Source organism: Solimonas fluminis (genome assembly GCF_002930645.1).
Classification (GTDB): Bacteria; Pseudomonadota; Gammaproteobacteria; order Nevskiales; family Nevskiaceae; genus Solimonas_A; species Solimonas_A fluminis.
Map to the genome: position 1 here is coordinate 125967 of NZ_PSNW01000005.1, position 19531 is coordinate 145497.

At 69.9% G+C, this 19531-nt stretch carries 22 protein-coding genes; 11 read left to right on the forward strand and 11 right to left on the reverse strand.

Translation table 11 applies throughout. From position 1 onward, the window contains the following. The first annotated feature begins 7 nt into the window (after positions 1 to 7). From C3942_RS10715 to gloA, 5 genes are all read left to right on the forward strand, one after another. Entirely contained in the window at positions 8 to 673 is a 666-nt protein-coding gene (locus C3942_RS10715; protein WP_104230380.1) for a class I SAM-dependent methyltransferase, read from the forward strand. Beyond that, complete coding sequence (locus tag C3942_RS10720; protein WP_104230381.1) at positions 670 to 1113, forward strand: CoA-binding protein; 444 nt, start codon at positions 670 to 672, stop codon at positions 1111 to 1113. Before C3942_RS10715 ends, C3942_RS10720 begins: the two co-directional genes overlap by 4 nt. An 84-nt stretch (positions 1114 to 1197) precedes the next feature. Next, a complete protein-coding gene (locus tag C3942_RS10725; protein WP_104230382.1) occupies positions 1198 to 2013 on the forward strand; it encodes an SDR family oxidoreductase in 816 nt (271 codons plus the stop codon). Positions 2014 to 2039: 26 nt separating this feature from the next. Continuing rightward, positions 2040 to 2786: an SDR family oxidoreductase gene (locus tag C3942_RS10730; protein ID WP_104230383.1), complete on the forward strand. Its 747-nt coding sequence runs from the start codon at positions 2040 to 2042 to the stop codon at positions 2784 to 2786. A gap of 147 nt (positions 2787 to 2933) precedes the next feature. Continuing rightward, on the forward strand, positions 2934 to 3326 hold the full coding sequence (gene gloA / locus C3942_RS10735) for a lactoylglutathione lyase (RefSeq protein ID WP_104230384.1): 393 nt from the start codon (positions 2934 to 2936) through the stop codon (positions 3324 to 3326). Between the two features lie 3 nt (positions 3327 to 3329). On the opposite strand, the gene C3942_RS10740 is transcribed toward gloA, so the two are convergent. From C3942_RS10740 to dusB, 3 genes are read right to left on the reverse strand one after another with little or no spacing between them, the layout of a single operon-like run. Further along, on the reverse strand, positions 3330 to 3716 hold the full coding sequence (locus C3942_RS10740; RefSeq protein ID WP_104230385.1) for an MAPEG family protein: 387 nt from the start codon (positions 3714 to 3716) through the stop codon (positions 3330 to 3332). 12 nt (positions 3717 to 3728) lie between these two features. Beyond that, a complete protein-coding gene (locus C3942_RS10745) occupies positions 3729 to 4724 on the reverse strand; it encodes a hydrolase (protein WP_104230386.1) in 996 nt (331 codons plus the stop codon). Beyond that, a complete protein-coding gene (dusB, locus tag C3942_RS10750) occupies positions 4724 to 5704 on the reverse strand; it encodes a tRNA dihydrouridine synthase DusB (RefSeq protein ID WP_104230518.1) in 981 nt (326 codons plus the stop codon). Before dusB ends, C3942_RS10745 begins: the two co-directional genes overlap by 1 nt. Positions 5705 to 5846: 142 nt before the next feature. Between dusB and C3942_RS10755 the strand changes: the two genes are divergently transcribed. Further along, complete coding sequence (locus C3942_RS10755) at positions 5847 to 6560, forward strand: PGAP1-like alpha/beta domain-containing protein (RefSeq protein ID WP_104230387.1); 714 nt, start codon at positions 5847 to 5849, stop codon at positions 6558 to 6560. A gap of 4 nt (positions 6561 to 6564) precedes the next feature. On the opposite strand, the gene C3942_RS10760 is transcribed toward C3942_RS10755, so the two are convergent. From C3942_RS10760 to C3942_RS10770, 3 genes are read right to left on the reverse strand one after another with little or no spacing between them, the layout of a single operon-like run. Beyond that, positions 6565 to 6822 carry a hypothetical protein gene (locus C3942_RS10760; protein ID WP_104230388.1) on the reverse strand — a complete coding sequence of 86 codons (258 nt, stop codon included), beginning with the start codon at positions 6820 to 6822 and terminating at the stop codon, positions 6565 to 6567. 5 nt (positions 6823 to 6827) lie between these two features. Continuing rightward, a complete protein-coding gene (locus C3942_RS10765) occupies positions 6828 to 7385 on the reverse strand; it encodes a hypothetical protein (RefSeq protein WP_104230389.1) in 558 nt (185 codons plus the stop codon). A gap of 9 nt (positions 7386 to 7394) precedes the next feature. After that, complete coding sequence (locus C3942_RS10770) at positions 7395 to 8678, reverse strand: RsmB/NOP family class I SAM-dependent RNA methyltransferase (protein ID WP_104230390.1); 1284 nt, start codon at positions 8676 to 8678, stop codon at positions 7395 to 7397. 381 nt (positions 8679 to 9059) lie between these two features. On the opposite strand from C3942_RS10770, the gene C3942_RS10775 reads away from it, so the two are divergent. Beyond that, a complete protein-coding gene (locus C3942_RS10775) occupies positions 9060 to 10268 on the forward strand; it encodes a response regulator (protein ID WP_104230391.1) in 1209 nt (402 codons plus the stop codon). Between the two features lie 228 nt (positions 10269 to 10496). Here the strand turns inward: C3942_RS10775 and C3942_RS10780 are convergent, their stop codons facing one another. From C3942_RS10780 to C3942_RS10795, 4 genes are read right to left on the reverse strand one after another with little or no spacing between them, the layout of a single operon-like run. Next, on the reverse strand, positions 10497 to 10871 hold the full coding sequence (locus C3942_RS10780; protein ID WP_104230392.1) for a DUF423 domain-containing protein: 375 nt from the start codon (positions 10869 to 10871) through the stop codon (positions 10497 to 10499). Next, a complete protein-coding gene (locus tag C3942_RS10785; RefSeq protein ID WP_104230519.1) occupies positions 10868 to 12049 on the reverse strand; it encodes a saccharopine dehydrogenase family protein in 1182 nt (393 codons plus the stop codon). The genes C3942_RS10780 and C3942_RS10785 overlap by 4 nt, the downstream gene beginning before the upstream one ends. A gap of 51 nt (positions 12050 to 12100) precedes the next feature. Next, positions 12101 to 12544, reverse strand: a complete 444-nt coding sequence (locus C3942_RS10790) for a DUF1499 domain-containing protein (RefSeq protein WP_104230393.1) — start codon at positions 12542 to 12544, stop codon at positions 12101 to 12103. Continuing rightward, entirely contained in the window at positions 12513 to 13130 is a 618-nt protein-coding gene (locus C3942_RS10795; protein ID WP_165797417.1) for a DUF2845 domain-containing protein, read from the reverse strand. The genes C3942_RS10790 and C3942_RS10795 overlap by 32 nt, the downstream gene beginning before the upstream one ends. 25 nt (positions 13131 to 13155) lie before the next feature. On the opposite strand from C3942_RS10795, the gene C3942_RS10800 reads away from it, so the two are divergent. Together C3942_RS10800 and C3942_RS10805 are read left to right on the forward strand one after the other, a co-directional pair. Continuing rightward, a complete protein-coding gene (locus C3942_RS10800) occupies positions 13156 to 15240 on the forward strand; it encodes a protein-disulfide reductase DsbD family protein (RefSeq protein WP_104230395.1) in 2085 nt (694 codons plus the stop codon). Between the two features lie 17 nt (positions 15241 to 15257). Next, positions 15258 to 15854 carry a thioredoxin family protein gene (locus tag C3942_RS10805; protein WP_104230396.1) on the forward strand — a complete coding sequence of 199 codons (597 nt, stop codon included), beginning with the start codon at positions 15258 to 15260 and terminating at the stop codon, positions 15852 to 15854. Here the strand turns inward: C3942_RS10805 and C3942_RS10810 are convergent. Continuing rightward, entirely contained in the window at positions 15844 to 17214 is a 1371-nt protein-coding gene (locus C3942_RS10810; RefSeq protein ID WP_104230397.1) for an adenylate/guanylate cyclase domain-containing protein, read from the reverse strand. The two genes, C3942_RS10805 and C3942_RS10810, sit on opposite strands and share 11 nt — an antisense overlap. Before the next feature lie 362 nt (positions 17215 to 17576). On the opposite strand from C3942_RS10810, the gene C3942_RS10815 reads away from it, so the two are divergent. Both C3942_RS10815 and C3942_RS10820 read left to right on the forward strand, forming a co-directional pair. After that, complete coding sequence (locus C3942_RS10815; RefSeq protein ID WP_104230398.1) at positions 17577 to 18185, forward strand: type IV toxin-antitoxin system AbiEi family antitoxin domain-containing protein; 609 nt, start codon at positions 17577 to 17579, stop codon at positions 18183 to 18185. Between the two features lie 70 nt (positions 18186 to 18255). Then, entirely contained in the window at positions 18256 to 19227 is a 972-nt protein-coding gene (locus C3942_RS10820) for a phospholipase A (RefSeq protein WP_104230399.1), read from the forward strand. Positions 19228 to 19531 lie beyond the last annotated feature (304 nt).

A 19531-nucleotide genomic window follows, 5' to 3' on the forward strand; every position in this document is an offset into this window, starting at 1 on the left:
GAACCCCATGGCGGACGACAAGGCCACCAGGCTGCAACAGAGCTGGATCCACAACGCCGCCGGCTGGACCGCCGCCGTGCGCGAGGGCCGCATCGAAAGCCGCCGCCTGGCCACCGACGCCGCGATCCTCGCCGCCATCCGGCGCCACCGCCCCGCCCGCCTGCTGGACCTCGGCTGCGGCGAAGGCTGGCTGTGCCGCGCCGTGGCCGCCGAGGGCATCGAAGCCATCGGCATCGACGCCTCGGCGCCCCTGATCGAAGCCGCGCGCGCGGCCGGCGGCGCGCGCTACGAAGTCATGGGCTACGAGCAGCTCGACCCGGCCACTCTCGGCCGCCACGACCTGCTGGTCTGCAACTTCGCCCTGCTCGACGACCGCCTGCCGGCGCTGCTGCAACGCCTGCACGCCCTGCGCACGGCGTCCGGCCGGCTGCTGATCCAGACCCTCCACCCCGGTGATGCCGGGGGCGAAGGCTGGCGCGAGGAACTCTTCGAGGCCTTCGGCGGCGGTTTTCCCGCGGCCATGCCCTGGTACTTCCGCTCGCGCGACGCCTGGCTCGCCGCCCTGCGCGAAGCCGGCTGGGGCGATATCGTGATCGCCGAGCCCCTCCACCCCCACAGCGGTACGCCGGCCTCGCTGCTGCTCGACGCCGGCCCCACGGAACTCCCTGCATGAACTGGCAAGACCACCTGCTCACCACCCCCGCCCAGATCGAGGCCCTGCTGGGGCGCCTGCGCCGCGTCGCCGTGCTGGGCATGCGCAGCGAGCGCCTGGCCGACCGCCCTGCGCACTACGTGCCGGCGGCCCTGAAGGACATGGGCCTGAAGATCGTGCCGGTGGACCTGCACGAACCGGCGCTGCAGACCATCCTCGGCGAACCGGTCTACCGCCGCCTGGCCGACATCCCCGGCGACATCGACCTGGTCGACGTCTTCCGCCGCCCGGTCGACATCCCCGGCCATCTCGACGACATCCTCGCCAAGCGCCCCGCCGCCGTCTGGCTGCAGACCGGCATCCGGCACGACGCCGTGGCCGAGCGGCTGGCACGCGAGGGCATCGACGTGGTTCAGGACCACTGCCTGATGGTGGAATACCGGCGCTGGCGGGCGCGGTAGGTCCGCTGGCTCTGGCGCCATCCACAGCGGCCCCGCGGCCGACTACCATCGGCGCATCCGCAAGCCTCCTCTCCGGAGAATCCCATGCAGCAACGCATCTTCATCACCGGCGGCGCCTCCGGCCTCGGCCGGGCCCTGGCGGAACGCTATGCCCGCGAGGGCTGGCGCGTCTGCGTCGCCGACATCGATCCCGCCAAGGGCGCCGCCACCGTGGCCGCGCTGGCCCAGTACGGCGGCGGCGGCCACTACCTGAACTGCGACGTGCGCCGCGAGGCCGACCTGCAGGCGGCGGCCGACTGGCTGCAGTACCACTGGGGCGGTGTCGACGTGGTGGTGAACAATGCCGGCGTCGCCGTGGCCGGCGGCATCGGCGAGCTGCCGATGCGCGACTGGGAGTGGATCACCGACATCAACCTGCTGGGCGTGGCCCGCGGCTGCAAGGTGTTCACGCCGCTGTTCCGCGCCCAGGGCCACGGCTACTTCATCAACGTCGCCTCCATGGCCGGCCTGATCCACCCGCCGAAGATGGCCGCCTACTGCGCCACCAAGGCGGCGGTGGTGGCGCTGTCCGAGGTGCTGGCGGTGGAACTGGCCAGCGACCGCATCGGCGTCTCGGTGGTCTGCCCGGACTTCTTCCGCACCAACCTCGCCGACTCGCTGCGCGCCAGCGACGACCAGGTGGCGGCATTGACCCGCAAGCTGGTGACGCGCGCCCGCGTCAGCGCCGAGGAGATCGCCGACCAGGTGTTCGCCGGCGTGGCCGAGGGCCGCTTCCGCATCGTCACCCACCGCCGCGGCTACGTCGCCTGGATGGCCAAGCGCCTGCTGCCCTGGCGCGCCTTCTCGGCGGCGGTCCGCCGTGAAGCCGGGCGCATGATGGCACCGCGCAAGGCCGGCTGAGCCGGCAGCACGACAAGGACACTCCGATGCGCAAGACCATCCTCATCACCGGCGCCTCCTCGGGCCTGGGCCGCGGCATGGCCCGCGAGTTCGCCAAGGCCGGCCGCAACCTCGCGCTCTGCGCGCGCCGCACCGAGCGCCTGGCCGAGCTGAAGGCCGAACTGGAAGCCGCGCACCCGGACATCCGCGTGTCGATCCGCGCGCTCGACGTCAACCAGTACGAACAGGTGTTCGAGGTCTTCGAGGCCTTCCGCGAGGAATTCGGCGGGCTGGACCGCGTGATCGTCAACGCCGGCATCGGCAAGGGCCAGCCGATCGGCACCGGCTACTTCCACGCCAACCGCAAGACGGCGGAGACCAACTTCGTCGCCGCGCTGGCGCAGTGCGAGGCCGCGGTGGAGATCTTCCGCGCGCAGAACGCCGGCCATCTCGTCATGATCTCGTCGATGAGTGCCGTCCGCGGCATGCCGCGCAACCTCACCACCTACGCCGCCAGCAAGGCCGCCGTCGCCGCCTTGGCCGAGGGCATCCGCGCCGACCTGCTGCGCACGCCGATCCGGGTCAGCACCATCTTCCCGGGCTACATCCGCTCCGAGATCAACGAGAAGGTGAAGAAGACCCCGTTCATGGTCGACACCGAGACCGGCTGCCGCGCCCTGGTGGCCGCCATCGAGCGCGAGCCGGCGGACGCCTCGGTGCCGCGCTGGCCCTGGGCAGCGCTGGGCTTCCTGATGAAGCGGCTGCCGCTGTCGGTCGTCTCCAAGATGGCCTAGTCCACCCCACAAAACTTCCGTTCGCACTGAGCCTGTCGAAGTGCGAACTTCCCCGAAGCCCGGTGACCTGAACGTTCACGCCTCGATCCCTCGACAAGCTCAGGATCAGCACGAACGATCCAGCCCACCATTGATGGAATGCGACATATGCGTATCCTCCACACCATGCTGCGCGTCGGCGACCTCGACCGCTCCATCGCCTTCTACACCGCCGTGCTCGACATGAAGCTGCTGAGCCGCAGGGACTACCCGGAAGGCAAGTTCACCCTGGCCTTCCTCGGCTTCGGCGGCGGCAATGCCGACGGCGGCGCCGAGATCGAGCTGACGCACAACTGGGGCGTGGAGAAGTACGAGTTGGGCACGGCCTACGGCCACATCGCACTGGAGGTGGACGATGCCTATGCCGCCTGCGAACGGGTCAAGGCCCGCGGCGGCCGCGTCACCCGCGAGGCCGGCCCGATGAAGCACGGCAGTACCGTGATCGCCTTCGTCGAGGACCCGGATGGCTACAAGGTGGAATTCATCCAGCGCAAGGCCTGAGGCTCAGGCGCGCAGGCAGGCCAGCAGCAGCCACAGCAGGCCCGCCACCTCCGCCAGGTAGGTCAAGCCGGCCGCCGCGCGGCGCAGGTTGAAGGCCGACCGCAGCATGCCGGCCGCGTGCATCAGCCGCGCCGCGGTGAAACCCGGCACCAGCGCACCCAGCAGCGCGGCCGGTGCCGCGGCGAACTCCAGCGCCAGCACCACCAGGCCGAATACGGTGACGTGCTCCACGGCATTGCCGTGGGCGCGGATCGCCGCCTTCATCTCGGTCTTGCCGCCGTCGCCGTTGGCGACGCGGTGCTTCATGCGGTTGCGCGAGACGTTCAGCGCCAGCAGCGTGACCACCAGGGCATTGAGGGCGACGTACAGGACAAACCAGAAGTGCGGCATGCGATGCTCCCCTCAGGGCGGGCCGATCCAGTCCGCGATGCGTGATTCCAGCCAGTACTCCATGCGCCCGCCGGCACCGGCCGCGACGAAACCGACGTGGCCGCCGGTATGCGCCAGCTCCAGCGTCACCTGGGGGGCCAGCTGCGTCTCGCGCGGCACGATGTCCGGTGTCATGAAGGGATCGTCCAGCGAGTTGATCACCAGCGTCTGGCGGCGGATCAGGCCCAGGTACTGGCCGCAGGCGGCGCGCTGGTAGTAGTCCTGGGCGTCGCGGTAGCCGTTGAGCGGCGCGGTGTAGGCGTCGTCGAACTCGCCGAAGTCACGCGCCCGCATCGTCGCCTCCAGATCCACGCCCGGCGGCACCGGCACCTTCTGGTGCTTGAGGCGTACCGCCTTCTTGAGGTCGCCCAGCATGCGCTGCTGGTAGATGCGCGAGAAGCCGCGGCGCAGGCGATCGACGCACTCGTGCAGGCGGAACGGCACGCTCGCCGCCACGGCCCGCTCCGGCAGGGCCGCTTCACCCTCCTCGCTCATCGCCTTGAGCAGCACGTTGCCGCCCAGCGACCAGCCCACCGACACCAGCCGCACTCCGGGCTCGCGCGCATGCAGCTGCTGCCACAGCCAGCGCAGGTCGGCGGTGTCGCCGTGGTTGTAGAGCCGCTGCGTGCGGTTGGGCTCGCCAGCCCCGCGCAGCAGCAGGATGGCGATGCGCCAGCCCTTCGCGGCCAGGCGCTGCGTCAGGCCGCGAAGATATTTGGACTGGAAGCCGCCGGTGAGGCCGTGGATCAGCACGGCGATGGACGCGCCGGCGTTCTGCTCGCCGCTCCACCCCACGTCGATGAAATCGCCGTCCGGCGTCTCCATGCGTTCCACCCGCAGCGGGATCGCCGGCGGGCTGCGCAGCAGGAAGGGGCTCAGCGTCTGCAGGTGCGGATTGCGCAGCAGCGGGTGGGGACGGAACTCGCTGCGGATGACGCGGCCGTGGGGGGCGGGGGCGTCGTTGGACATCAGGCAACCTCGGGCAATGCCGGCTGGCTCAGGAATTCGTCGACGCAGCGCCGCTGCTCGCCGACGTCGGTCAGGCGGTTCACCGCCTGCCAGAACGCGGCCGCACCGGGCTCGGCCTGGCAATACCACTGGATGTGCTTGCGCGCCACGCGCACGCCGCGGCCCTCGCCGTAGAAGGCGTAGAGCGCATCGAGGTGTTCCAGCAGCCAGCGGCGCTGCTCGAAGCGCGTCGGCGCCGGCAGCTTATCGCCGGTGGCCAGGTAGTGGGCGATCTCGCGGAAGATCCAGGGCCGCCCCTGCGCGGCGCGGCCGACCATCACCGCGTCGCAACCGGTGTAGTCGAGCACCTGCTTCGCCTTCTCCGGCGAGTCGATGTCGCCGTTGGCGGTGACGGGGATGCGCAGCGCCTGCTTGATCGCGGCGATGGTGTCGTACTCGGCCAGGCCCTCGTACTGGTCCTCGCGCGTGCGGCCGTGGACCACCAGCGAGCGGATGCCGCTGTCCTCGGCGATGCGGGCGATGGCCAGCCCGTTGCGGTGCGCGCGCGCCCAGCCGGTGCGGATCTTCAGCGTCACCGGCACCTCCACCGCGGCCACCACGGCGGCGCAGATGCGCGCCACCAGGGCCTCGTCGCGCATCAGCGCCGAGCCGGAGTCGACCTTGCAGACCTTCTTGGCCGGACAGCCCATGTTGATGTCGATGATCTGCGCGCCCTGCGCCACGTTGACGCGCGCCGCCTCGGCCATCTGTTCCGGATCGTAGCCGGCGATCTGGACGGCGATGGGGCCGGGCTCGCCGGCATGGTCGCGGCGCAGCCGCGACTTCTCGGTATGCCAGAGGCTGGCGTCGGAGGTCGTCATCTCGGACACGGCCAGGCCCGCGCCGAGCCGCTTGCACAGCTGGCGGAAGGGCCGGTCGGTGACGCCGGCCATGGGGGCAAGCACGACCGGCGGCTCGATCCGGTAGTCGCCGATCTGCAGGAACGTCGAGTTATCCACAGCCTTCATTGTACCCGCTGGCCCCGGCTCCACGTCATGGCCCCGGAGCCTCCCGGCGCCGGGGCATGTTGCCGCGGCGGCGCCAGCGTGTAGCATCGGCGCAACCCTGATCCCCCTGCCGCCGATGGCCCGCCCAGACCCCTCCGAAGTCGCCTCTCCCTCCCTGTTCCTGCTGCTGTCGGAGCTGCGCGTCGGCGCCGAGCTGGCCCAGCACTTCCTGCGCGGTCTCGGCGTGCGCGGCTTGCCGCGCGGCCGGGGCGAGCCGGTGATGGTGATCCCCGGCTTCGGCGCCAGCGACATCAATACGGCCGCGCTGCGCCGTGCGCTGAACCAGCTGGGCTACGAGGCCGTCGGCTGGGGCTGCGGCCGCAACATGGGCATGCGCCCGCAGGTCCGCGACCGCCTGTCGCAGAGCCTGCGCTCGCTCTGCGAGGAACGCGGCCAGAAGGTGACGCTGATCGGCTGGAGCCTGGGCGGCGTGTTCGCCCGCGAGATGGCGCGCCACCAGCCGCAGTGCGTGCGCCGCGTGTTCACGCTGGGCAGCCCCTTCAACGGCCACCCCAACGCCAACAACCTGGTCAAGCTGTTCGCCCTGATGAACCCGAAGATGCGCGGCGCCCCCGACATGGACGGATTCCGCCGCCGCATCCCCGCACCGCCGGTCCCCTGCACCGCGATCCACACCAAGAGCGACGGCATCGTTTCCTGGCAATGCTCGGTGGAGACCGAAGGGGCCCAGATCGAGAACGTGGAAGTGCGCGGCACGCACTTCGGCCTGCCGCTGAACCCGCAGGTGCTCAAGGTCATCGCGGAGCGGATGGCCGCCGACGCCGGCTAGGGCTTCAGCCCGCAGCGGGCTCCACGAAGTCCGGCGGCACCGCGAAGCAATGCCCGCTGTAGCGGGCCTCGTCGCCCCGTCCGGTGGTGGCGCCGAAACCCAGCCACAGGTAGCCGTATGCGTCGATCTCCGTGATCGGGGCGCAGCGGCCGACGAAGGACTGCAGCTCGACCTGCTCATCGGCCGGAAGATCATGGGTGAGCCACGGCGGCAGCCCCAGCAGCCTGACCCGATCTCCGACCCGGAAACCTTGCGCGGCCATCGGACTCAGGCGTCTTCGCCGGCCGCGCGCGTGAATGCCTCGTCCACGCTTTCGATCAGCCGGGTCACCAGCTCGCCGAAGAACAGCGACAGCACCAGCCCGCCCACGGTCAGGCCCCAGAGCAGCCCCGGCTCGCCGCCGGCGGTACCCTGGGCCAGCACGCTCGCCGACATGAAGAAGAAGCCGCCACTCACCGCCAGCGTGCCCAGCAGCACGCCGACCATGCCGTACAGCGCCCCCCGCAGCGACTGCAGCGCCGGCCCGAAGCGCTCGGCGTGGCGCAGCGAGAAATGCCCGATCAGCAGCACCACGCGCCCCAGGTAGAGCCCGGCGCAGGCCAGCGCCGCGGCGCCGACCCAGGGCGTCAGCTGGCGCATGAACGCCGGCGGCGCCAGGCTCCAGAGGCTGATGCTGAGCACCAGCATCACCGGCAGCCAGCGGGTGAAGCGGATCGGCCGCGGCGAACCCCGGCCGTAGCGTTCCAGCACGCGCTGCTCGAACTCCGGCCAGCGCCGCCGGACGCGGCGGCGCAGCGAAGGGCGGGGCTGGCGGTACGGGCTCATGGCCCTACGCTACTCCCCCTGCCTGCGGAAGGCGACCGCATAGAAGCCATCGGTCCCATGACGCTGCGGCAGCAGGCGCAGTTCCGGCTCCTGCCAGTCCGCACCCGCCGCGCGCAGGATCTCCCCGGCGTCCTCGCGGACATATTCCGGGTGCTGCTCCAGGAAGGCTCGCACCACCTCGTCGTTCTCCACCGCCATCAGGCTGCAGGTGGCATAGACCAGGCGGCCGCCGGCGCGCGGCAGCCGCGCCGCATCGCCCAGGATCCGCAGCTGCAGCGCCTGCAGCGCCGCGAAGTCCGGCTCGCGCAGGCGCAGCTCCGGGTTGCGCCGCCAGGTGCCGGTGGCCGAGCAGGGCGCGTCCACCAGCACCGCGTCGCAGCGCCCGGCGAACTTCGCCAGTGCCGTCTCGTCGGGCAGGGCCAGGCCGACGACGCTGTTCACCCCGGCACGCTGCAGGCGCGGCCGCAGCTTCTTCAGCCGCGCCGCGCTGATGTCGCAGGCCAGCAGTTCGCCCCGGTCCTGCATCTGCGCCGCCAGCGCCAGCGTCTTGCCGCCGGCTCCGGCGCAGTAGTCCACCACCGTGTCGCCCGGCCGCGCGCCCACCAGCAAGGCGATCAGCTGGCTGCCCTCGTCCTGCGGCTCCACCCAGCCCTCGCGGAAGCTGGCGAGGTTCTGCAGCGGCGCGCGCGCGGACAGGCGCAGGCCCAGCGGCGAGCGCGGCGTCGGCTCCGCCTTGACGCCCTCCTGCGCCAGCCGCTGCCGGGCCGCCTCGCGCGTGGCCTTCAGCCGGTTGACCCTCAGGTCCACCTGCGCCTGGCCGCGCAAGGCCTGCGCCAGCGCCGCGGTTGCGTCCTCGCCGTACTGCGCGACCAGCCGCTCATGGCAGGCCTGCGGCAGGTTGTCGCGCTGCGCCGGCGTCAGCGTCGCCGGATCGAAGCCGGCGAGGCGCCGCGCCAGCGCCGTCGACGCCGTCAGGCCCCAGGCCTCCAGCGTCGCCGCGTCGGCCAGGCCCTGGTCCAGCAGGCGCAGCGCGCAGAGCGCGCCGGCATCCGCCTGCACCCCGGCGATCGCCTGCAGGCGGCGCAGGTCGCGCAGCACGCCGTAGACCAGCTCGCTGATGCGCGCGCGGTCGCGCGAGCCGCACTGGCGGTTGTCGCGGAACAGGTCCTGCAGGATCGCATCCGCCGGCCGCTGCGCCGCGAGGATCGCCTCCAGGGCCTGGCGCGCCAGCAGTAATTGCGCCCGGCGCAGGCCTGGCGCCGAAGTAACGGCAGAATCCGGTAGCAGGCTCATGACCAGGGCTTAAGTCCTTGCCGGCACAGGGAGCCGGTCTTCCGTGGAACCAAGATATCGAAATGCGCGCGAACTACCGTTCGTCGGATACTTCCGCACGCCTTGACACAAGCTATTGTGTTCGTAAAAAGGTGCTGACACTATCAATACGGGTGGTGGATCGCAGACGGAGGGTCTGCGTCTCTGGCCACTTTTTCTGGCAATTGGAGGCTTGTCATGGCTGCTAAGAAAGCTGCTAAGAAGGCTGCACCGAAGAAAGCTGCTAAGAAGAAGTAAGCGTCAAACCCACTGCATTGAGATACCTGCGCGGCAGTCTTCACGGACTGTCGCGCTTTTCTTTTCCGGTGATACATTCCTCCAGCAGACCGTTCTGGAGGGGACATGGGGAACAAGACGGCATTGATCGTGGATGATTCGCGCTCGGCGCGCTTCGCGCTGCGGCGTCATCTCGAACATCATGCCTACAAGGTGGACACCGCGGAAAGCGCGGAGGAAGCCTACAGCTTCCTGAAGGAACACCAGCCGGAAGTGATCTTCCTGGATCACGTCATGCCCGGCACCGACGGCTTCACCGCCCTGCAGCACATCAAGGAAGACCCGGCCACGGTCGGCATCCCGGTGGTGATCTGCTCCTCCAACGAAGGCGCCGAGTTCAACGCCGAGGCGCGCGCCAAGGGCGCCTCCGACGTGCTGCAGAAGCCGCCCAGCCCCGAGCAGCTGACCCGCGTACTGGAAAACCTGCAGCAGTTCGCCGCCGACCTGAAGAACGCCCGCCCCGCCGCCGCCGCGCCCGCCGCCGCCGGCAAGGTCACCAGCCTGCGCGAACCCGACGTCACCCTCGGCCAGGCCGTGTTCAGCGCGCTGCGCAACACCCTGGGACGCAGCGAGGAAGCCGCGCCTTCCGCCGCACCCGTCGCCGCCCCGGTCCCGCCGGCCGCCGCCATACCGGTCCCGCCGGCCGTGAGCACTCCGCCGCCGGCCGCGCCTGCGCCGTCCTTCGCCGCAGCCGCTCACGCCGTCGCCGATACGCAGGCCCTGCCCGCCGCGCTGCGCGAGCAGCTGGAATCGCGCCTGAAGAAGCTGACGCAGGACATCTTCCACCAGGTCTCCGAGATCAAGGCCAACCTGGCCGTGGTGGAGTCGCGCCTGCGCGACCCCGAGGAAGACCGCCAGCTGCTGGAAACCGCCGCCCGCGACGGCATGCGCGACCTGCAGCAGCGCGTGGAATGGCTGGAGACGCGCATCGACGCGCGCTTCGAGGAACTGCAGGTCCGCGTCGAGACCCTGCTGCAGGAACAGCTCCAGCAGCAGCACCGCCAGATGCAGGAGCAGTTGCTGCAGCACCAGCGCCACGTGCAGGAGCAACTGCAGCAGCAGATCGCCCAGCAGAACCAGCTCCTGGCCCGCGTCGAGGGCCTGGCCCACTCGCAGCAGACCCAGGCCGCCCGCATCGGCGAAGTCCTGCAGCAGGCCCGCGCCGCCGCCTCCGAGGAAGCCCACAACGCCAGCGAACGCACCGTGATGTCCGCCGCCGCGCGTATCGCGGACCAGCTGGCGGATTCGATCGCCAAGGCGCTGGGCAGAAAATAGCGCCGGAGTGTTCTTGGGGAGACCAAAGCTTTTTTGGCCTCGCCTGTTGACTGGAATAACGCTGCACGCGTCCCCAGCGACGCCAAAGGCTTCAGCCTCCATCATCCGTGGAACAGATGAGAAGAGGGAAGGCCATCCATGGCGAGACTTCTGCTGTCTAAACAGGCTCCTGGGCGGCCATCCATGGCCGCCCGTTCGTTATCGCAGGCGATGACATCTGGTCATCGCCTAAGCGCGATAACTCACCCACACCAGGCAAGCCCAACCCGCCAGGAACAGCAGCCCGCCGAACGGCGTCACCGCCCCCAGCACCCGCACCCCGCTCAAGGCCAGCGCATACAGACTGCCCGAGAACAGCAGCACCCCCAGCGCAAAGCACACGCCCGCCGCCGTCAGCGCGCCCGAAGGCTGCAGTTGCCGCGCCAGCAGCCCCACCGCCAGCAGCGCCAGCGCGTGGTAGAAGTGGTACTCCACCGCCGTGCGCCACACCGCCAGCAGGTCCGGCGTGAGCCGCTCCTTCAGGGCATGCGCGCCGAAGGCGCCCAGCGCCACCGCGAAGAAGCCGTATGCGGCGCCCAGCGCCAGCCAGAGTTTCGAGCTCATTCCGTGGCCTCCACCACGCGGAACTGCATGCCGGCCTTCTGCAGCCGGCGGATCAGGGAATCGCCCATCGCGACGGCGGGCGTGATGACGCCCGCGCTCTTGGGCAGCTTGTCGAAGGCCAGGCACAGCGCCGACTCCGCCAGCATCTTGCTGGTCTCGCCGTAGCCCGGATCGCCGCCGGTCACCTCGCAGCGCACGCGGTGCTGGCCGCTGCGGCCGAGGAAGGTCACGCGGAACCAGCCGCGGGCGCGCTGCTCCTCGCTGGGGCCTTCTCCCGGATGGCGCATCTCCAGCAGCTTCCGGCGCGTGAAGGGAATCTGCGCGCCGGCCACGACCGCCGCCACGCCGCCCAGCAGCTTGGCCACGCCGCTGAACTCGCGCACCTGCAGGTAATGGCCGTAGCGGAAATCCGGCCCGTAGCGTTCCAGGCTGGCCGCGGAACGGCGCACCACCTGCGGGTCGATCGTCGGCATCGGCACCACCCAGGTTCCCAGCGTCTCGTGGAAGCGCACGCGCGGACGCAGCGAGCCGATGCGCCGGTCGTAGGGGAACTGCTCGCGGCGGCGGCGCTGCGCCTTGGCGTCCAGGGCCTGGCGCACGCGCGAGAACGCGGTGACGGCGGAATGCAGCGTGCCGCCGGAGAACTGCCCGCCGGCGCGCACGAAACCCTCGATGCGGATCGGCGACTCCTCCGGCAGCTGCTGAACGGTGTAGTACACGCCCAGGTCGTGCGGGATGCTGTCGAAGCCGCAGCAGTTGACGATGCGCGCGCCGCTCCTGCGGGCCTGCTCGTGGTAGGCCAGCCACATGCGGTCCACGAATTCCGGCTCGCCGGTGAGATCCACGTAGTCGGTGCCGGCGGCGGCGCAGGCCGCCACCAGCGGCTCGCCGTAGCGGATGTAGGGGCCCACCGTGGTGATCACCACCTTGGCCGACTCGGCGACGCGCTGCAGGCTGTCGCTGTCGTCCACCTCGGCCGGCAGCAGCGGCAGCTGCATGCAGCCGGGGTTGATCTCCGCCAGCCGCTGCCGCACGGCCTCCAGCTTCTGCGGACTGCGCCCGGCCAGGGCCCAGCGCAGCCTGGCTCCGCCGTGGCGCGCCAGGTACTCCGCGGTGAGGCCGCCCGTGAAGCCGGTGGCGCCGAACAGCACGATGTCGTAAGGACGCTTCTTCGCCATGGTCTCCTCCGCCGGCATCCTGGCCTGGCCTGTGTCGTCCGCCGCGGCGCCTCAGGGCTGCACGGCGTTGAATTCGGCGCGGATCTGCTCCACGCGCTCGCGGTTTCCGTCGAAATCGTAGTAGCCGATGCGGCTGGAGGAGCGGACATGGACGATCTGGCCGCGCCGCGGGAACTGCAGCTCCAGGTCGTCGACGTAGCGCATCACCGGGCTGGTGAACTCGGCGTGGATATAGTCCTCGGTCTGCAGCACGACCTTCACCCCGGGCATGGCCGTGACGATGCGCAGCAGGGCCAGGCGCGCGGACTCGCGCGAGCCCTCGTAGGCGATCGGCTCGATCCGGTAGTCCGGATCGCGCGACAGCGAGGACACGCAGCGCGAGGCATTGCAGGGGGCCAGTTCGCCGTCGGCGCTGGCCAGCTGCGGCTTGCCCATGCCGCAGGCGGACAGCAGGACACAAAGGCTAATCGAAGCCGCGACCGCCGTTCTCGACATTCACGATTCTCCCGTCCTCGATCGTGAGGATCCGCATCAGGTAACGCGAGCCAAAATTGTAAACCCATTCCTCGCGGTAGACGGCCTCGTAGGCGTTGCGGTGCGAAGGCGGCAGCAGCCGGCCGGCCGGGCCCAGCGGCCGCAGCAGGCCGAAGCTCTTGCGCGTCAGCGGCTCGCCGCAGGCCTGCAGCAGGCGGAACTTGCTCAGGCCCGCGACCAGGCCGGCGGCCTCGCAGCGCCGGCCGCCGGACTCGTAGAAGCCGTAGCCATCGGAACCGATCTCGACGATGCGGCCGTTGCGCAGCCGCAGCACCCGCAGCAGCTGGTGCGGGCCGAAGTTGTAGGTCCATTCCTCGGTGTCGGCCAGGATGTTGCCGCCGGGCTGGGGCTGGCCCCAGGCATCGCGGAACGCCGGCTCGCCGCAGGCGGCCAGCAGGTCGGCGGCCCGGTCGCCCTCGGACACCAGGCGGGAGCCGCAGCGCAGGCTGCCGGCAGCCCCGGCCGGCATGGCCCAGGCGAACAGGGACACCAGCAACAGGCAGGCTATAGACTTCAGGCCCGAACCTCCTTCCTCCGTGATGGTCATTAGACCGCATCCTCCCGGACCCCGCATGAACCTCCGCCGCCTCGCTGCCCTCTGCCTGCTCGCCCTGGGCCCCGCCGCCGCATCCGCCGCGCCGGTGCAGGCCGACCATGTGGAGGCCGACCTGGTCGCCGAGCACCGCGGCCTGCTGCCGGGCGGCGCGGTGAACTGGGTCGCCCTGCGCCTGCAGCCGGAGCAAGGCTGGCACGTCTACTGGCGGAACCCCGGCGACTCCGGCATTCCCACCAGCCTCCAGTGGACGCTGCCGGCGGGCATCGAGGCCGGTCACATCCAGTGGCCCTATCCGCATGCCCATACGCTGGGCGACCTCACCAACTACGGCTACGGCGAGGAGACCCTGCACCTGGTGCCGGTCACGCTGGGCCCGGCCTGGAAGGCCGGGCAGTCGGCGACGCTGCGGGCCGAGGCGAAATGGCTGGTCTGCAAGGACGTCTGCATCCCCGGCAAGGCGGCGCTGAGCCTGGAGTTGCCGGTGGCCGCGCAGGCCCAGGCCGATCCGGCCTGGACCGCGGCCTTCGCCAAGGCCCGTGCCGAGTTGCCTCGGCCCACCCCTGGCTGGCAGGCACGCTTCGCGGTGGCCGACGGCAGCTTCACGCTGGGCATCGGCGGCATGCCGGCGCATGCCGACCGCGTCGAGTTCTTCCCCGAGCCCAACGACCTGGTGAACCACGCCGCGCCGCAGCGCATCGACGCCGACGGCAACGGCAACCTGCGCCTGAGCCAGGGCCTGTCCAGCTACTTCGTCGAGGCTCCGGCGGAACTGCGCGGCGTGCTGGTATTGCACCAGGGCGGCAAGGCCAGCGCCTGGCAGGTGCAGGCCGCGCCGGGCACGGTCGCGGCGGTGCCGCAGTCGGCGCAGCCCCCGGCCGCGGTGGCCGCGCCGCCGTCCGGGGACGCCTCCTCGCCGCCGTCGATGCTGCTGGTGCTGGCTTCCGCCCTGCTCGGCGGCCTGATCCTCAACCTGATGCCCTGCGTGTTCCCGGTGCTGTCGCTCAAGGCGCTGTCGGTGATGCAGTCGCGAGGGCAGAGCGGGGACGAGGCCCGCCGGCAGGCGCTGGCCTACACCGCCGGCGTGATCGTCTCCTTCCTGCTGGTGGCGGCGCTGCTGCTGGTGCTGCGCGCCGGCGGCAAGGCGATCGGCTGGGGCTTCCAGCTGCAGTCGCCGGCCTTCATCGGCCTGCTGTCCTACCTGCTGCTGGCGCTGGGCCTGTCGCTGTCCGGCGCGGTGCATTTCGGCACGCGCTGGATGGGCGTCGGCCAGGGCCTGACGCAAAAATCCGGCAGCGCCGGCGCCTTCTTCACCGGCGTGCTCGCGGTGGTCGTCGCCAGCCCCTGCACCGTGCCGTTCATGGGCTCGGCCGTGGGCTACGCGATGACCCAGGGCAGCGCCGTGACGCTGCTGGTGTTCGCCGCGCTGGGCCTGGGCCTGGCGCTGCCCTTCCTGCTGCTGGGCTTCTTCCCGCGGCTGGCCGCCTGGCTGCCGCGCCCCGGCGCCTGGATGGAAACCTTCAAGCAGGCCATGGCCTTCCCGCTGTACCTGACCGTGGTCTGGCTGCTGTGGGTGCTGGCGCGGCAGGCCGGCGCCAATGCCGTGGGCCTGGTGATGCTCGGCCTGGTGCTGGTGTCCTTCGCGGTCTGGCTGTGGTCGCGCCGCGGCTGGGTCGCGGGCACGCTCAAGCTCGGCGCCCTGGCGCTGGCCGCCTGGCTGCTGTGGCAGCCGGCGCTGGTGCCGGGGCCGGCCACGCAGGCCAGCGTCGCCGCCGCCGAGGTCTGGTCCGAGGACAAGGTGGCCGAGTTGCGCGCGCAGGGCCAGACCGTCTTCGTGGACTTCACCGCCGACTGGTGCCTGACCTGCAAGGTCAACGAACGCGCCGCGCTGAAGACCGAGGCGGTGCAGAAGGCCTTCCGCGAACGCGGCGTCGCCTTCCTGGTGGCGGACTGGACCCGCAACGATCCCGCCATCACCCGCGTGCTGGAACGCCACGGGCGGCCCGGCGTGCCGCTGTACCTGGTCTACGTCAACGGCGGCGAACCCAAGCTGCTGCCGCAGGTGCTGACGCCGCAGATCGTGATCGATTCCCTCACCCCCTGAGCTTCAGGAGCCCCCCGATGCGCATGATGAAGATGCTGATCCTCGCCGCCGCTCTCGGCGCCACCGCGGCCCAGGCCGTGCCCAAGGTCGGCGAACCGGCCCCGGCCTTCTCCGCCACCGACAGCAACGGCAAGACCGTGCAGCTCTCCGACTATCGCGGCAAGTTCGTGGTGCTGGAGTGGAGCAATGCCGAGTGCCCGTTCGTGAAGAAGCACTATTCCGGCAACATGCAGTCGCTGCAGAAGGAAGAGACCGCCAAGGGCGTGGCCTGGCTGACGGTGATCTCCTCGGCTCCCGGCAAGCAGGGCAATGTCGACGGCGCGCAGGCCAACCGCCTGACGAAGGAACGCGGTGCCGCGCCCACCGCCGTCCTGCTCGACCCCAGCGGCAAGATCGGCCATGCCTACGACGCCAAGACCACGCCGCACCTGTTCGTGGTCGATCCCAAGGGCACGCTGGTCTACATGGGCGGCATCGACAGCATCGCCAGCGCCGACGCCGAGGACATCCCCGCGGCCAAGCCCTACGTGAAGCTGGCGCTGGCCGAGGCCATGGCGGGCAAGCCGGTCACCGAGGCCGTGACCAAGCCCTACGGCTGCAGCATCAAGTACTGATCGCTGCGTCTTCCCTGGCCGGAACCGTGGGCGGCGCCAGCGCGGGAGGCTCCGCGCTGCGCGCCGCATCCAGCGCCAGGCTGTAGTTGCGCACCGGCTCGGCGTAGCCCTTCACGGTCATCGGCGCGCGTTCCTTCAGGCCGACCTCGCCCGCCAGCTCCACCGTGCGCTCCGCCACCAGGATCTCGCCGTGCAGCGCCTGGTCGCAGAGCCGCGCCGCCAGGTTCACGGTGGAACCCACGGCCGTGTATTCCAGGCGCGAATCGGTGCCGATGATGCCCAGCGTGACCACGCCGCTGGCCACGCTCACGCCGATGCCCAGCGGTGCCGTCTCGGTGCCCCAGGTCGCGGTCAGCGGCACGGTGACGCTGCGGATGCGGCGCGCCAGCTCAATGCCGCAGCGGGCATGGAACGTGATCGGCAGCGGCGCGCCGACCAGGATCAGGATGCCGTCGCCGGCGTAGTCCTTGATCGTGGCGCCGAAGTCCGCCACGGCCTTGCCCACGGCCTCGTAGTACTCGCGCAGCACCTGCAGCACGCGCGCCGAAGGCTGCTCGGCGGCGAAGGCGGTGAAGCCGCGCAGGTCGCAGCACACCACCGTGATCTCCATGTAGCTCTCGCGCATGGCGCGGTCCAGGCCGCGCTCGGCCACCAGCTGCGCCACCTGCGGCGACAGGAAGCGCGACAGGAACTGGCCGCGGCGGCCCTGGTGAACGTGGTACTGCACCGCGCCGATCAGGAAGATGATCTCGCCCAGCACGGTGGAGATCGCCGCCTGCCGCAGCGGCAGCAGGAAGCCGGCGAGCAGGAAGGGCACGGCCACCGCCAGCGCCAGCACGCGCACGCGCTCGGCCCGGTCCGGCCGGCGGTTCAGCACCAGGATGATGCCGATCAATCCGGCCAGGACCGAAACCGCCACCGGCGCGAAGAACAGCCAGAAGCCGCCCGAGAGCAGCGATTCGGGGTGATTGAAGACGCGCAGGAAGCTGTTGATGCGCACCTGCGGCAGCCAGATCGACAGCAGGCCATAGACCACTGCGGCAGCCTGGCCCAGGCGCAGCACGCGATCGCCGAAGGCCACGTTGATTTCCGGCGCGGCGGGTATCGTGCGGCGCACGCGCAGGATCCACTCCAGCATGGCCATGATCGCCAGCGACTCCGGCAGCGCCAGCCAGCCCGACCAGGACGGCGCACTGGCGGGATCGCCGATATAGCGCACGTTGAGGTAGATGCTGATGCCGATCAGGCCCAGGCCGGCGCCGAGCGCGCGCGAGGTGGCGGAGCGGCGGTCGGCGGAGACGAAGGCCAGGCCCATGCCGAGGGCGACGATCGAAACCAGGATGTGGGGGGTGAAGTCCATCTGCGGGCGCCATTATGGGGGCGCCCGCCCTTCCCCTGCGTGCCGCAACGCACGCGGCCGGCTCCGGCTATCGGGGCCGAAACAGGCGGCAAAATGCCCTAAAATGGTGCAAATCCCCCGGCCCCGCCCCTCCCGCGGCAACCCGCCAGGCCGGAACTCCTTGAAAAGCGCGGAAAAACCTATTGGCCGGCTATTTTTTAGCCACAGAGGCCAGGTGGGATTTTTTTATTGTTGGCAGGCACTTGACAAGTGTTGTTGATGTTCAGCGTAAACAATTTTTCGCTTGCAATCCTTTCTCACATGTTCTTAAATGTTTACACATTTGAGAAATTCCGCCCGATACTCACGATTCCACCGGATCGATGGACGAGCACAGCAAATCCGAACGCATCATCCAGCTTGCACAGAAGCTCGGTGTGCTGCGTCCGAAGGATTTGGTTCCGCATGGAATCCAGGCGGAGTACCTGCGTCGTCTCTGCGACAAGGGATTGATCAAGAAGGTCGGACGCGGCAGCTACGTGCTCGCCGACACCAACGTCGATGCCAGCGTCTCGCTCGCCATCGTCGGACGCGCAGTGCCCAACGGCGTGATCTGCCTGCGCTCCGCGCTCGCCTTCCACGGCATCGGCGAGCAGAACCATGACGAGGTCTATGTCGCCATCGAGCGCCGCGCCGCGCGGCCGCGCGTGGACTACCCGGAGATCAAGGTGGCACGCCTCGGCGGCCCCGCCTTCACCGAGGGCGTGGAAACGCATGTGGTGGAAAACGTGAAGGTTCGCGTCTACAGTCTGGAGAAGACGCTCGCCGACCTCTTCAAGTTCCGCAACAAGATCGGGCCGCATATCGCGGTCGATGCCCTGCGCTCGGCGATGAACGAGCGCACGCTGAACATGAAGAAGCTCTGGCATTTTGCAAAGCTGTGCCGCGTCGAGCGCGTGATGAAGCCTTACGTGGATGCCCTGGCCCACTGACCCGGTGACGCGCCGCGACCCGTGCAGGCCCGCTCGAAGCGGGCTTTTTCGTTGATGGAGACCTGAACCGATGCGCACCGCCTTGCTCGCCCTCGCCCTGCTGCTGCCCGCCGCAGCCCCGGCCGAGGAGAAGAAGCCGATGGAGATCCCCACGGAAACCCGCCTGCCATCCAGCGACGGCGCCCAGGAGGAACCGAATCTCGACTCGCCTGCACCCGACCTCACCGGCGAGGACCTGCCGGTGATCACCGTGGCGAGCAAGGAGACCAAGGAGGAGAACGCCCTGCTGTTCGAGAACCTGCGGCGAGACCCGGTGGTGTTCTCCCTGGTGGCGGAGAAGCCCGGCCTGTCCTTCCACCGGCCGATGTTCATCCTGCCGGTGAGCTGGGTCGACGGGCTGGCGGGCGGGGAGAAGGAAGCGGAAACCTATTTCCAGATCAGCTTCAAGCAGCGCATCCTCAGTTCCAACTTCTACTTCGCCTACTCGCAGAAGTCGTTCTGGCAGGTCTTCGACGCCGACCGCTCGCGTCCCTTCCGCGAGACCAACTACAACCCGGAAGTGTTCTACCGCTGGAAGCCGAACAACCGCATCAAGACCTGGGGCCTGGACATCGGCGCCGAGCACGAGTCCAACGGCAAGGAGATTCCCGATTCGCGCAGCTGGAACCGCGTCTACGCCGCGGGCTTCTGGGAAAACCCCAACACGCTGGCCTACCTCAAGCTCTGGTACCGCCTGCCCGAGGACGAGGACCGTCCCATCGACGATCCCAAGCGCGACGACAACCCCAACATCGAGAACTACTACGGCTACGGCGAACTGCAGGTGCAGCGCAACCTCTTCGGCGCCCGCCGCCACCGTATCGGCATGCTCGGCCGCTTCAACCCCGACACCGGCCGCGGCGCGATCAACCTGAGCTACAGCGCGCCGCTGTCCAACTACGCCTTCTGGAACTTCTACGTCTGGCAGGGCTACGGCGAAAGCCTGATCGACTACAACCGCGAGGTGACGCGGGTGGGTTTGGGGGTGAGCTTCTCGCGCTGAAGCTCGTTGCAGCGTGGAGAACCCCATCGCAAGAGCGATGGGAATCCAACGTCGCAACGAGTGCGCGGAAGTCCGCCTTGCTCGACGTCCCCCCTGCCGGAATGGAACCCAAAGGTTGGAGAGCACCCTCTCCGCGCTTGCGGGGAGAGGGCGGGCGAGGGCATGGATGCCCGAGGCAGGACAACGCAGGAGCAGTTGGCCGGGAGAGGGTTCCTGCAAGCCGTGAAGCGACAGGCCCCACCGTTCGCCCCGAGCCTGTCGAAGGGTGAATGCTTCAGTCGGCAATGCGCATATATATGTGCGC